The organism is Pontibacter sp. SGAir0037 (assembly GCF_005491705.1).
Classification (GTDB): domain Bacteria; phylum Bacteroidota; class Bacteroidia; order Cytophagales; family Hymenobacteraceae; genus Pontibacter.
Genome location: NZ_CP028092.1, coordinates 4,488,564 through 4,502,223 on the forward strand (window position 1 = coordinate 4,488,564; position 13,660 = coordinate 4,502,223).

Genomic DNA, 13,660 nt, shown 5'->3' on the forward strand with positions numbered 1-13,660 from the left:
ATGCTAAAAAGCCAACAAAGGCTCTTACACTACAAAAGAACAAAAAATTTAAGGCTTCTGTTGCTGTTTTATTTATTGTTTGGCAGCTGCTTTTCCTGCGGCTTCAATGGCATCGTAAATAACCTGTTGCACAGCCGTTCTGGTATTCAGTTTTCCCAACATATTGGGTTCTCTGTTAGGGTGCACCCTGTTCGAAAGAAATACATATACAAGGTCGTGCACCGGGTCTACCCAGGTAAAAGTGCCGGTAAAGCCTGAGTGGCCAAAGCTTTCGGCACTGGCACCTTTGGCTGTATTGCCATTCTCGATGTAAGGCGAGTTTACTCTGTCGAACCCGAGGGCACGGCGGTTAGTAGGGCAGAACTGGCAGCTGGTATAGGTGTTAATAGTTTCTTCGCTGATAAAGCGGGTGCCTCCGTACTGCCCTTTCTGGAGGTATAGTTGCATAAGCTTTGCCAGGTCGTTAGCAGTGCCGAATAAACCTGCATGGCCTGATATACCGCCCAGCATGGCAGCTCCCTCGTCGTCTACTGTGCCGTGCAGGAGTTGCTTTCTGAAAGCGGTATCTACTTCGGTAGGCACAATGCGCGATTTCGGGAAATAGTTTTCAGGTGTAAAGGTGAGTGTGGTAGCGCCAAGCGGTTTATAAAATTCTTCGCGCAGGTAATCTTCAAATTTCTGCCTGGTTACCCGCTCCACAAGCAGAGGGTATAGATAGAAAGATAAGTCGCTGTATACATAGCCTTCCTTGTCATTCAGAGGAGAGTTGATGATTTGCTTGTATATTTTTTTATGGTAGTTGCGGTGCATGTACAGGTTCTGCGCTACTTTTATCGGGAAGCGGGCCGAAGAATCTGATTTAAAAGTGAACCACTTAAACTTGCCGTTTTTCCTGACGGTGTTTTGCCAGAACGGAATCCAGGCTTTCAGTCTTGCCTGGTGTGTCAGTACATCTTTAAAAACAAGCTGTTCTTTGTCGGAGCCTTTAAACTCAGGCAAATAATCTATTATCCGCTTATTAAAATCAAATTTGCCTTCATCCTGTAGTTTCATAAGTGCAGGAATGGAAGCACTTATTTTAGTGATAGAGGCCAGGTCGTAGATGTCGGTATTTTTAACAGGCGTGGTATTGTCGTAGGTATGGTAGCCAAAGGATTTGTGGTAGATAATACGGCCGCCTTTAGCTATCAGCACCTGTGCGCCGGGTGTGGCTTTGGCTGCAATAGCCTGTTGTACCAGTGTATCAATTCTGCTTAGCAGTTGAGAGTTTAAACCAACAGCCTCAGGAGAGGCATAGGTAAACCGGGTGGCAGGTGGAGTAGCCAGACCGGTGTTTATTTTATAAGCGGCTGTAGCGGTAACAGGCATTTTGCCTTTGGAACTAATGCCGCCAAAGATCAGCTCCGCCGCTACTTCCTGTGTATTCTGAGTTTCCTGGAAAGCCATCACCAATGTGTTGATCTTATCCAGGTTCTGAAATTTGGAAATCGCATAAGCATTGCCAAAGATGCTCATGATCACATTTTTGTTAGCAGCCAGTTCTTTTACAAACAGGATTGTTTCAGGCGTGATGCCGTAGTTGGTAGCTGGTCGTGTGCTTACATCATGTATACCTACAATGATCAGGTTATAAGCCTTTAGTTTTTCCTTCAGGTTGTATAAATTGTCTAGCGAACTATTGGCCGGAAGAAAGAAATTATCGACACCCACATAGTCAGCCAGTTTCTTTTGAAAAGCTGTTGCTGTTGGCGTTCCAATGGCCAGTGCTGCTACACGTAAAGTGTCGAGCTGCTGTACTGGTATCTGGTTATTGTTATTTTGAAGTACGGCTACAGAGTTTTCTGTTAGCTTCCGATTGATATACGCAGCCTGCGGATTGTTCAGGTCAGTATGCAGGTGGCGGAGTTCTACTGGCTGTAACCTGTTCAGCCCTGCCCAGTATTTGGCTGCCAGCACGCGTTTGCAACGTTCGTCTATCTCATTCTGTTGGATTTTTCCACTTGCTACGGCTGCTTTGATAGCTGCAAAAGTGGAATCTACATTCTCAGGAAACTCCAGAATATCCATACCTGCCGTGAGCGACAAGGCATCAGCAGAGCCATTCGGGAAAAACTTGGTAACGCCTTTCATGTTCATGGCATCTGAAAACACCAATCCTTTAAAGCCCAGCTTCTCCTTTAGAAGGGCTGTAATGGTAGGTTTGGATAAAGAGGAAGGAAGGTTGGTAGTAGTATCGAGAGCAGGGATGTTGAGGTGTGCGATCATCACACTGCCCAGGCCCTGGCGCATTAATTCTTTGAAAGGATAAAGCTCCAGCGAATCGAGGCGCTTGTAATTCTGGTAAATGCTGGGTAAATCGAGGTGAGAGTCTACATCGGTATCACCATGCCCGGGAAAATGCTTAGCTGTTGCCAGAATACCATTGTCCTGCATGCCGCGCATATATGCACCTGCTTTACGGGCTACATTGTACTTGTTTTCGCCAAAAGCCCGGAAGCCAATAATGGGGTTATTCGGATTATTGTTTACATCTGCTACGGGGGCAAAATTTATATGCATGCCCAGCCTCTTAAACTGCCGGGCTACTTCCACGCCCATCTGGTAGATCAGCGTATCGTCCTGTATCGCGCCCAAGCTCATCTGGAACGGAAATTTAAGAACACTATCCAGACGCATGCCCACGCCCCATTCGGCATCCATCGCTAAAAAGAGCGGTACCTTAGAAGCCGCCTGGTAACGATTTGTGAGCTTTGCCTGCCGTACCGGCCCCCCCTGGAAAAAAACCAGCCCGCCCACTTTGTAGCGTGTAATCTGGCTGGCAATGTTATCTTCAAAAGCTTTGTCTCTGTTGGAGTAAGCAGCAATCATGATCAGCTGGCCAATGCGCTCATCAGGTGTAAGGGTGGCAAAAACAGAATCAACCCATCTTTTACTTTTGCTGTCTTCCTGCAAAAAGGGCGGCTGCAGCCCTGTTGCTTTGGGAGCAGGAGCCGCAGCTTTTTTCTTTTGTGCCAAAGTTGCAGATGTTGCGAAGCAGGCGAAAAGGCAGAGCAGTATATAGAAATGAAGCCGATGAAGAACCATAAAGCTGTAAAAGGTAAAGCGTAAATTTATCAAATATAAGCATTGTTGCCTTTCCCGGAAAGTGCTGGCATGGGAGGTATTAATTTACAAGCTGTTCTTTACGGACAGTTTACATGGCTTTAAAAGATAAATACTGCGTATGATGCTTAGATATAAATGAAGTTACTTAGCATGAACACAAGCAGAAAACATATTGCCATTCGGGTTTACGGCAAAGTACATGGTGTTTTCTTCCGGGCCAGCACCAGAGACAAAGCAAAAGAACTTGGAGTAACAGGCTTCGTGCAGAATGAGCCTGACGGAACGGTATACCTGGAAGCAGAGGGAGAGGCAGCAGCATTAAAGCAGCTTGAACAGTGGACGCATGAAGGCCCGGGCAGAGCAAGAGTAGAAAAAGTAGAAGTGCAAGAGTTGGAGCAGATAGCAGATTTTAGAGAGTTTGAGGTGAGGAGGTAGAAATATTGCTTATCTTGTAGTAAAACATTTTGCAACAAATGCTCCACACCCTCCTCCAGCAAATTTCATACTTCACTCCTGAAGACATAGCAGCTTTTCTGCCGCTATGGAAGAAGCAGGTGCACCTTAACCGGTATGATTACCTGATTCGGCAGGGACAGGTAGAGCAGGGTTTATACTTTGTAGCCAGTGGTGCACTTCGTATTTATTACCCTACCCAGGAAGAAGATATTTGTGTTGGGTTTGGATATCCTAATACTTTAATCGTCTCCTTCCCCTCCTTTGTCGATAATAAACCCTCTGCTTATTATATACAGGCGTTAAAGAAAAGCGAGCTGCTGGGGATTAACAAAGCGGATTTTGTGCAGCTGATGGCAGAACGGCCAAACGTAAAAGCTTTCTGGTATCGGGAGCTGGAGAGGGCACTGGTAGGGAAAATTGAGCGGGAGGTAGACCTGTTGCTGCCTGAGCCTGAAAAACGGCTGGAGCGTGTGATGCAACGTAGCCCGCACCTTTTTCAACACATTCCTAAAAAGTATATTGCCTCGTATCTGCGCATGTCTCCTGAAACGCTTAGCCGCCTCAGATAGGCGAAACATCAGAGGGTGTTATAATAGGCGATCAGTTTAGAAAGATCGGCATCATCTTTAAAATTGATTTTGTTTTCTTTAATGAACCTATCTATTTCGGTACTTTTACTATTTAAGACCTGTAACACAGACTTTTTATCATTTTTTATTTTTACCAGCTTGTCAGCTACGGCAATGTAGTAATGGGTGTTCTCTCTTATAGTTTTAACTTTTGTGGAAGAACCATACGGAAGATCTTCAAAAACTACTTTAGCCGTTCTCTTTAACAGTAGTGTATTACCTTCGGCTAGGACTTCATAAGTAGCCATATTGTTAGCACCATCAACAGGAGAAAATCCTTTTCTAAATTTACGCTCTTCCACTACATGGTTATTAACTACTTTTGAAATGGTAAATTCATGCACAGGATGCAGAAAAGTTTGAGGTTGGTTTGACAAACCTTTAAAGATCAGTTCGTCATTTACCTGGTCATACATTAGCTCCATATTATCGTGAATGGTGCCGTTCATCATCTTAACCTTTCCTTTTTCCCAGCTATCATAGAGGTAAGCAGAACCCTGGATGTCTGTAAAACTTCGGGTAACGGCAGGCCTGCCCTGCACATCGCCAACAATTGCAATCTGCGCATGTACATTCAAGTAAAAAATATTGCTTACAAGCAGTGTTAATGCAAGTTTAAAGATGAACTTATACATAAATAATTGGCAAAAAAGATGTAGTGATTACTGTTAAAGATAGAAAATAAATTATATAACATAAAGCAAGCGTAAGCTATTTTTAGTAATATTTTGAAGTGTCAGGGAATGGGGCATAAGGTGCTATATACCGGAAGTAACTGATGCAGCTCTCTAAAGTTATAAATCTTGATTTTAGTCAAGGTTTGGAAGCGAAAGGCTTGATACCTTTGCTTTTACAAAATAAAACTATGCGCTCATGAAAACACTGGATCAGCTCACCGAAACCGTAAAAAAGCAGCACGACACCGTAATGGCAGCATTTGCGCCACAAGACCTGGCTGTGTTAAACTACAAGCCTGCCCCTGAGAGCTGGAGCATATTGGAATGCCTGGAGCATCTAAACCGCTATAGCCGCTATTATAATCCTGCTTTAGCAAAAGCTATTGCCAAAAATTCAGGCGGGAATTACCTGCCAACGATCAGTTATAGCTGGTTCGGGAAAAAATCGCTGGAGATGGTGCAGCCTATGAGCAGCAAGAAGCACAAAACCGTAAAGCACATGAACCCGAACAACAGCCAGCTCGGCCATGGTACTGTGGAAGAATTCAGACAGCACCAGGAGAAGCTACTGAACTTGCTACAGAGCGCTAAAGCTGCAAACATCAATAAAAAAGCTATTCCGGTCGAATTTTTTAAACTGCTGAAGCTGCGCATTGGAGAAACGCTGGAATTTGTTGTTACACACCAGGAACGGCATCTGCAGCAGGCATTACGTGTTAAGGCACATCAGGCCAAGCAGGTGATTTTAACTTAGTGTTACAAATCTTAGTGTGCTACGTATAAGCAGCATCTGCTTTCTGTTATGCTTAATACTGAAATACAACTATACCCTTCGCCCCGCAAAACGCTTTTGCTGATTGGCAGTTCCGCTTTATTGGTTGCTTTATGTATATACCTGCTTAATTACAGTGTATATGTATCTGTGCTGTTTGCTTGGCTGGGTATATTGGTTTGTAGCTTAGGTGTTATTATAGGTTTGCTTAGGTTGCTGGAGCATAAGCCGCAGATGATTATAAACAAGTTGGGGATATACGACCGAACATTATATGAAGGCCTTATACATTGGGATGTTATACAGAAAGCTTTGCCGTTGCAGAAGCAGAGCAAGGAAGTTGTAAAGCTGGTTTTGCTGAGCACAAATAGTGCTGGAGAAGCTGTGAAAGCTTCTCCAGGTAGTATTGACGAAGCTCAGGAGATTAACCTTGCACTGGAAGGGCTAAATATTCAAGCAGAAATATTAACACAATTCATTCAGGAAGTAGTAGCACACGTGCCAGGAACAAGAAAAGATGCGGCCCAGGCTGCTCTGCCAGCTCTTCAGGAGCAAATAAAGTTAAAAAGGGTGCTGAAGCATTCCTAAAATGGAGGTTATACTGTTTTAAATTAAGGCTACCACCATAAGTGGCTTTGGCTATTTATAGACACCACTGTGAGCTATAGTTATATGATACTATAGCTGCACGTTTACCTCCTCTTTCTCGCCTGTAGTTAAATCAATGCGGAACAGTTGATGGCTGTTGGTGCTGGTTACCCATAGCTGCCCGTTCAGGAAAAGCACATCATTAGGCTCATGGAAGTCGTCTGCCAATGTGCGTACCCGTTGCTGCTCCAGGTCGAGTACCTTAACCTTACCGTTATAAGTGTCGGCGATGTATACATTGCTGTCAATTACTTCTACCCCGACACAATGCTGCAGCAGCGCATCGTCTACATGTCCGTCTGCATCACCGAAATCAAAAAGCCCTACACCAAGAGGAGTAAGCACCATGCCGGTTTTAGTATTTACAGTGCGAATGGCACTTGCCTCGGCATCGGCTACAAACAGTACATGCCCGTTATTGGCCAGTCCGCTAGGCTGATTGAAGGCTGCTTCTAATAAAGGTCCGTCTGCGAGTGCCTCCCGCCCGTTACCTGCAAAGCGATATACTTTTTCTGTGCTAAGGTCCATACGCAGAATCTGGTGATTGCCGGCATTGGCAATATACATGCTGTTCTCCAGGAGGAGCAGGTCCCAGGGACTGTTCGGGTTTACAGGTTCAGCAAGAGCATCAGCATCAAAATAGTAACTTAACTCACCTGTTCCAGCTACTGTAAGCACCTGCTTTTGCTCCAGATTTACTTTGCGAATGGCGTTATTCTTGGCATCGGCAATATAAAGTAGGTTCTCGTGTACAACCAGTCCGTGCGGCTCGTAAAAGCTGGCTTCGGTATAGTCGCCGTCTGAGAAGCCTTGCTTACCGCTGCCGATTACCTCCAGCACCTGTCCCTCCTGGGTTAGTTTTAATATGCGGTTATGGCCGCTATCGGAGAGGTACAGATTACCTTCGGTATCGCTGGCTAATTTGGATGGAAAGTACAAAGCTGATGCTGCTGCCTTTGTTGCTTGAAGCTGGATGGGAGTTCGGTTCAGGTCCTCTTTAAATTCTTCCTGCAGCTTGAGGATGTGTGGTTTTACTGTGTTGTATACTCCTTCGCCGGCGTGTTGCCCGATCACTTTGCCATTCGGATCTATTAGTACAATGGTAGGCCAGGCACGTATGCCGTACTGGTTCCAGAGTTCAAAGTCGGCATCGTTTACAACCGGGTGTTCTATCCCAAACTTCTGAATAGCCTGTAAGATAGCTTCGCTGTGTTTCTCGTTATCAAATTTGGCGGAATGTACCCCAATTACTACCAGGATATCGGCAAACTCCTCTTCCAGTTGTTTCAGGTCGGGCACAATGTGCTGACAATTTATACAACCAAATGTCCAGAAATCGAGCAGCACAATTTTGCCTCTCAAATCTTTTATCGACCATTCCTGCGCAGTATTCAGCCAGCCATGGGCAGTTGTAAGTTCAGGGGCATTTACTCGTCCGGTTAGCATGTATAGTTTTTTGTCGTGTTGTTCTTCTTACGGAATGGTGCAGGAACATGGTTGAACGATGAGCTGCATAAATGGCTAATATTGATTACAAGCTGATGAAATACAAATTACTAGTTAGGTCAGCTATACATGCATTAAACATCTGGCATATTTTATGCTTTACCTGTGGCAGAGTGATTTTAAAACTACCTGATCCATAAAACTATGAAAAAAGAATTATTGCTGGTATCCTTAGCAAGTATGCTCATGCTATCTTCCTGCCAGGTGGCTACTATGGCTGTGGAGCCTTCCTTTAAAGAGCAGGCAGAAGAAGTGCCTGTTGCAGGGCGTAAAGCGTTTAAACCTAACGGCAACTTTGCCATAGGTACATACACTGTAGCTAATGTAAACAGAGGCTGGCCAAGCGTAGGTGGCTTTGCAGTTGCAGGTTACGAAAACATAAAAGCCAGCCAAAAGCACCAGTTTAGTCTGCAGGATGGCAAAGGCCATGAGTGGTATGTGTTTGGGGCCAGCAAGCTGCATGAGAAAACACTGAAGTCCAACAATGGTATAAGCATTGCTGTTGCGCCCAACCTGGAGTACTATGCCAGCCACTTTACCTCTCCTCAAAGTGGCCAATGGCACCTGCTCACTACAGATCCGGGGCAGTACCTGCGACGCAAAGAATTCGAGGGAGAGCTCAGCAATGGCGAGGTGTCAATAAAGATTTCTCCTGTTTATAAAGCAGAAGGAAAAAAGCTGCCATCAGACGATATACTGGGCTACGAGTTTATGCAAGCCAACGAAAGGGTAGCAGCGGTGCAGGTAATAAACAATGGCAAAGTGTGGCTGAAACCAGGTTTATCAGAAGATAAGCGCATGGTACTTACTGGCGCAATAGCCTCTTTGCTGCTATACGATAAGTTAACTGACGTATCGAGGGAGCTTAGTCTGAAGTAACACATGGCGAACAATAGCTTCTTTGTTTATGAACCTACATATAGCAGAAGCTGTTGTTCGTATAGAGAAAGCTGGCGTTTAGATATTTATGTGTGAAGAGATATACCTGTTGAGTATCTTTGCGTTATAAGCTTACAAGCTATTTTGCAGTCTTCTGCAAAATAAAGACCTGGATAGATAGTAGATGACAAAATTCTTTTGGTGGTGTGCCGGTGCAGACGACACAATCCTTGAAAAATGCTCTAAGTCGGAGCATGTAAAATATGCAGGTATAGGTGCTACGGTGCTCTTTACTGGCTTACTGGCTGGTATTTCAGGAGCCTATGCCCTGTATACTGTGTTCGACTCGGCACTAATGGCCATTGCCTTCGGTATACTCTGGGGCGCTGTCATTTTTAACCTCGACCGCTTTATAGTCTCCACGCTTCGGAAAGAGGGCAGGTTCTGGAAAGAGCTGCTCATGGTAATGCCCCGCCTTTTGCTGGCTTTAGTGCTGGCTGTTGTTATTTCTAAACCGCTGGAGCTGAAAATCTTCGATAAAGAAATACAAGCCATCCTGAAAGAAAAGCAGGCGCAATTGGCCATCGATCATAAAGCATTGGTAAGTAGGCAATTCTCTGAGGTGGATTCTATCAAAGGCGAGATAGCAGGTATACGCCAGGAGGTAGAGGAAAAGGTGCAGGAACGTAACAAGTTATATGATTTGCTGGCTGCAGAAGCCGATGGAACCGGGGGAACAGGTAAAGTGGGAAAAGGACCTATTTACCAGGAAAAAAAGCTGCAGTATGATAAGATTGATGAAGAGCTGAAGCTGTTGCAGGCAGGGGCACAGGAGCGTATCCTGCAGCGGGAAGCGCGAATCGCTGACCTGATGAAGAATCAGGATAAAGTGGTGGCAGAGGGGCAGGAAAGCTTTGAAAACTACGATGGCCTGATGGCCCGGATAGATGCTTTAGATCAGTTGCCCTGGTTGCCCGTGTTTTTTATTACGCTTCTGTTTATCTGCCTGGAAACGGCACCAATCTTTACAAAGCTTATTTCGAACAAAGGCCCGTACGATGATATACTGAAGGGGGTAGAGCACGAACGTACTACCCAGGAGATGCAGCGTGTAACAGAGCGGCAGAAGCAGTACGATACACGGCAGGCAGTGGCGGAGGCGAAGTTTGCAGCACGAGCCGAGCATGAAATTAATGCGAAGAAAGAAGAAGAAAAACTTAAGTCGGATACACACCTGGAAGTGGTGCGCGAGTCAGCTGCTGTCTGGAAAGAACGTAAACTAGCCGATATCAACCGCAGCCCCAACACCGCAGCCGATGTGCTGAACGATGGCGAGGAGAACGGGTACTATAAGTGGTAGTCTAGAATATAGTTTATCTCTCAGGCCCTGCAGTTAACCTTAGCTGCAGGGCTTTTTATTGCTGCATATGATTTCTGGCTTGGTATAGGTATGGTATACTTTATAAGATGCGTAACTTTGCACAAACTAAACTAAACTATTTTATGAGTGTTTCTAAAATGGCTCAAAATCTGATCGGCTCCGAAATTATCCGGATTGCCGGTGAGGTGAACAGCATGATAGCCCGTGGAGAGCAAATCTGCAACCTCACCATTGGTGATTTTGATCCTTCTATATACCCTATACCAGAAGGGTTAAGCGAGGAGATCACCAAAGCTTATGCGCAGAACCAGACAAATTACCCGCCTGCAAACGGTGTGGCTGCCTTAAGGCAATCGGTGGCCGTTTTTACAAAGAAAGCACTGGGGCTGGAGTATCCGGAAAACGATATTCTGGTGGCCGGTGGCTCGCGCCCTCTTATCTATGCCACTTACCTGGCTATAGTAGATCCGGGCGACAAAGTGGTTTTCCCGACACCATCCTGGAACAATAACCACTACTGCTATTTATCCGGTGCAACTCCTGTAATGATTGAAACAAAGCCGGAGAACAACTTTATGCCTACTGCCGCCGATGTGGCTCCGCATTTGAAAGGTGCTACCATGCTGGCACTTTGCTCTCCGCTAAACCCGACAGGTACAATGTTTGCCAAAAATGATCTGGAGGCTATATGCGACCTGGTACTGGAGGAGAACGCCGGCAGATCAGAAGGTGAAAAGCCGCTTTACATACTCTACGATCAGATTTACTGGATGCTGACCTTTGGCGGTGCCCAACATTTCGACCCGGTGAGCCTTCGCCCTGAACTGAAAAAGTATGTGGTATATATTGATGGGATATCGAAAAGCTTTGCAGCTACAGGTGTGCGTGTAGGCTATGCATACGGACCAACTACCGTGCTGGATAAAATGAAGTCTATCTTAGGACACGTAGGAGCCTGGGCACCTAAAGCAGAACAAGTGGCTACGGCCAGATTTCTGAAAGAGGAGGAGCAACTGAGCTCGTTCCTGGGTGGGTTCAAAGGGAAGGTGCAGCAGAGCCTGGATGCATTGTACAATGCTTTTCAGGAGCTGAAGCAGGAAGGTTATCCTGTAGATGCCATAGAGCCAATGGGTGCTATTTATTTGTCTGCCAAGTTAGATCTGGCTGGCAAGACTACTCCAGCAGGCGAAGTATTGCGCACCAGCAAAGACATTACATTTTACCTGCTGTCAGAAGCTAAGCTGGCCGTAGTTCCTTTCTCTGCTTTCGGATCCGGTGCAGATTTGAACTGGTTCAGGCTATCGGTAGGCGGGGCATCTTTAGAAGCCATAAAAAGTTCGCTGGGAAGGCTGCGTGAGGCATTGCAGAAACTACAGTAGGTGTAGGGTAAGGCCATTAAGTTTATTGGTGCATTGCTCTATAAAATTTGTGTCAGGAACTAAAAAGTTAAAAACAGGAGGGGCTGTTCCGTTATCGGAACAGCCCCTCCTGTTTTTAAGAGAAAAGTCTGCTGTCTGATATTCAGGCGCTCACTTCTTTAGATCGTAATCTGCCGTGAGATGCTTTCGTCCAGCGAAATTAGAGTTTCGGTGCGCTGTACACCTTCTATGGCTTGTATTCTTTCGTTTAATATTTCACGAAGATGTTTGGTGTCGCGGCAGATGATTTTTACGAACATGCTGTAAGAGCCGGTGGTATAGTGCAGCTCTACAATCTCCGGTATCTGGCGCATTTGTTCTACTGTAGCTTTATAGTCGGAGCCCTTATCAAGATATACGCCAATAAATGCGCAAATATCGTAGCCTACAGCACTTGGGTTCACGAGCAATTGTGCTCCTTTTACTACACCCAGGTCGTTCAGCTTTTTCATACGAACGTGTATAGTGCCACCCGATACGTTTAACTCCTTTGCGATGTCGGTGTAAGCACGTGTAACATCTTGCATCAGCAGCTTTAGGATCTGTTTGTCCAGCTTGTCAATTTCGTGAACCATATGTGTACTGGTTATTTCTTTTACTTAAATATATAAAATAAAATTATACTATTTCATTTTCAGGAGACAAGTCCAAATAACAAAAAAATAATACTAAATAAAAAGCATTTTAAATATGGCAGCAGTGGTGCTTAAACTAATATTAAAGTATTACTTTTTATAATTAGTATTTTAAATGTTTGCAAAAGAATGAAATTATCTTGGTATATGGAAGTACTTTGCTCCTGTGTTTAAGGCTTCTGTTTTAGCTTGTTATCCTCGCGGCGGGAGGAGCAAAACAGGTTTAACATGGAATCGCCTGTTACAGTGCTGCAACAGGCGATTCCATGTTAAAGATAAGTTAAACTACCTTTTCTTGGCTAAGGCTGGAAACTTCATACGATAATCCGTATCTACCTCGCCTTTTGTAATTTTAGATAATTTATTTTTGATGATGCGCTTCTTCAGTCCGGAAAGGTAATCCGTAAACAGAACCCCTTCTATATGGTCGTACTCGTGCTGGATAACACGGGCTGTCATGCCGTCATAGGTATCTGTATGTTCGTTCCATTCTGCATCAAAATAACGAATCACAATGCGCTCCGGGCGGTAAACTACTTCACGTACTCCCGGAATACTAAGGCAGCCTTCTTCAAAGCCCCATTCCTCACCGTCTTCTTCTAAGATCTCAGGATTGATAAATGCTTTTTTAACCCCCTTTCCTTCGTCTTTTTCGTCCATCATAGGCTCAGAATCTATCACGAAAAGACGGATGCTCTTACTTATCTGAGGAGCTGCCAAACCCACGCCATGCGCATGGTACATGGTAGCAAACATATCATCAATCAGTTCCTTCAGTTCAGGATAATCCTTCGGAATATCTTGTGCAGGTTCTTTCAGTACAGGGTCGCCGTAAGCGGTTATAGGGTAAATCATATATTTTTGCTCTCTAAATACGATTGTAAAATAATTGTTGCACTTAGCCGGTCCACAGTTGCTTTGTCCTGCCTTGCCTTCTTCCTTAAACCGCCGGCCAACATAGCTTTCTGAGCTATACTGGATGTAAAACGTTCGTCTACGGTATGCACAGGTATGGCAGGAAATTCTTTAGCCAGCAACCGGATAAAGCCGACTACATGTTGTGTAGAGTCGGTTGCATCGCCGCTGAGTGTGCGGGGCATGCCTACCACCAGGGCCTCCACCGGTTCTCGTTGTGTATAAGCCTTTAAATAAGCTAACACATCTTTGGCGTGAACGGTTTCTAATGGGGTGGCAATCAATTGCAACGCATCTGTAACAGCCAGGCCTACACGTTTATTCCCATAATCAATTGCCAAAATTCTACCCATTGCTTTTGTTTATATAATCCTGGCAGTAATTGTATACTGGCAAGATTATGGCTGTAAGATTTACCGTACAAAGGTAAGATTTTCTTTTTAATTAAGCAGAATTGCACTACGTTTAGACCTGAAGCTTAACCTGTACAGGAGAATAAGGTGTAGGTAAAGAACAAATTTTATTCTTTTACTTGTTAAAAGTAGAACACATCTTTTAAACTACAGTAAAAAGCAGGTATAGGAGGTCGTATCGGCGGACAGAATTTAGAGGGTAAGATTAGTAAAATTGATCTACTTT

The 13,660-nt window shown here is 44.7% G+C and carries 13 protein-coding genes; 7 read left to right on the plus strand and 6 right to left on the minus strand.

Translation table 11 applies throughout. The features are described 5' to 3' along the window. Positions 1 to 72: 72 nt before the first annotated feature. Positions 73 to 3,015, minus strand: coding sequence for a glycoside hydrolase family 3 N-terminal domain-containing protein (locus C1N53_RS18590; protein WP_240773273.1), 2,943 nt, complete (start codon positions 3,013 to 3,015; stop codon positions 73 to 75). A 240-nt stretch (positions 3,016 to 3,255) separates the two neighbouring features. On the opposite strand from C1N53_RS18590, the gene C1N53_RS18595 reads away from it, so the two are divergent. Both C1N53_RS18595 and C1N53_RS18600 read left to right on the plus strand, forming a co-directional pair. Next, on the plus strand, positions 3,256 to 3,540 hold the full coding sequence (locus C1N53_RS18595) for an acylphosphatase (protein WP_137760744.1): 285 nt from the start codon (positions 3,256 to 3,258) through the stop codon (positions 3,538 to 3,540). A gap of 38 nt (positions 3,541 to 3,578) precedes the next feature. Continuing rightward, positions 3,579 to 4,130: a Crp/Fnr family transcriptional regulator gene (locus tag C1N53_RS18600; protein ID WP_137760745.1), complete on the plus strand. Its 552-nt coding sequence runs from the start codon at positions 3,579 to 3,581 to the stop codon at positions 4,128 to 4,130. A gap of 8 nt (positions 4,131 to 4,138) precedes the next feature. Here C1N53_RS18600 and C1N53_RS18605 read toward each other — a convergent pair whose 3' ends face one another. Further along, positions 4,139 to 4,825 carry a hypothetical protein gene (locus C1N53_RS18605; protein ID WP_137760746.1) on the minus strand — a complete coding sequence of 229 codons (687 nt, stop codon included), beginning with the start codon at positions 4,823 to 4,825 and terminating at the stop codon, positions 4,139 to 4,141. A gap of 238 nt (positions 4,826 to 5,063) precedes the next feature. On the opposite strand from C1N53_RS18605, the gene C1N53_RS18610 reads away from it, so the two are divergent. Continuing rightward, entirely contained in the window at positions 5,064 to 5,621 is a 558-nt protein-coding gene (locus C1N53_RS18610) for a DinB family protein (RefSeq protein WP_137760747.1), read from the plus strand. Between the two features lie 48 nt (positions 5,622 to 5,669). Then, positions 5,670 to 6,227 (plus strand): STM3941 family protein, encoded by a 558-nt coding sequence (locus C1N53_RS18615; RefSeq protein WP_137760748.1) that lies wholly within the window; start codon positions 5,670 to 5,672, stop codon positions 6,225 to 6,227. 90 nt (positions 6,228 to 6,317) lie between these two features. Here C1N53_RS18615 and C1N53_RS18620 read toward each other — a convergent pair whose 3' ends face one another. Next, positions 6,318 to 7,733 carry a thioredoxin-like domain-containing protein gene (locus C1N53_RS18620; RefSeq protein WP_137760749.1) on the minus strand — a complete coding sequence of 472 codons (1,416 nt, stop codon included), beginning with the start codon at positions 7,731 to 7,733 and terminating at the stop codon, positions 6,318 to 6,320. 204 nt (positions 7,734 to 7,937) lie between these two features. On the opposite strand from C1N53_RS18620, the gene C1N53_RS18625 reads away from it, so the two are divergent. From C1N53_RS18625 to C1N53_RS18635, 3 genes are all read left to right on the plus strand, one after another. Then, positions 7,938 to 8,672, plus strand: a complete 735-nt coding sequence (locus tag C1N53_RS18625) for a hypothetical protein (RefSeq protein WP_137760750.1) — start codon at positions 7,938 to 7,940, stop codon at positions 8,670 to 8,672. Between the two features lie 184 nt (positions 8,673 to 8,856). Beyond that, positions 8,857 to 10,032 (plus strand): DUF4407 domain-containing protein, encoded by a 1,176-nt coding sequence (locus C1N53_RS18630; protein ID WP_137760751.1) that lies wholly within the window; start codon positions 8,857 to 8,859, stop codon positions 10,030 to 10,032. Between the two features lie 143 nt (positions 10,033 to 10,175). Further along, positions 10,176 to 11,432: a pyridoxal phosphate-dependent aminotransferase gene (locus C1N53_RS18635; protein WP_168194062.1), complete on the plus strand. Its 1,257-nt coding sequence runs from the start codon at positions 10,176 to 10,178 to the stop codon at positions 11,430 to 11,432. A 158-nt stretch (positions 11,433 to 11,590) separates the two neighbouring features. On the opposite strand, the gene C1N53_RS18640 is transcribed toward C1N53_RS18635, so the two are convergent. The 3 genes from C1N53_RS18640 to ruvX all read right to left on the minus strand — a co-directional run bounded on the left by C1N53_RS18640 (position 11,591) and on the right by ruvX (position 13,374). After that, positions 11,591 to 12,046 (minus strand): Lrp/AsnC ligand binding domain-containing protein, encoded by a 456-nt coding sequence (locus tag C1N53_RS18640; RefSeq protein ID WP_137760752.1) that lies wholly within the window; start codon positions 12,044 to 12,046, stop codon positions 11,591 to 11,593. 345 nt (positions 12,047 to 12,391) lie between these two features. Continuing rightward, positions 12,392 to 12,961, minus strand: coding sequence for a peptide deformylase (gene def / locus C1N53_RS18645; protein WP_137760753.1), 570 nt, complete (start codon positions 12,959 to 12,961; stop codon positions 12,392 to 12,394). Continuing rightward, on the minus strand, positions 12,958 to 13,374 hold the full coding sequence (ruvX, locus tag C1N53_RS18650) for a Holliday junction resolvase RuvX (RefSeq protein WP_137760754.1): 417 nt from the start codon (positions 13,372 to 13,374) through the stop codon (positions 12,958 to 12,960). Before ruvX ends, def begins: the two co-directional genes overlap by 4 nt. Between the last annotated feature and the right edge of the window lie 286 nt (positions 13,375 to 13,660).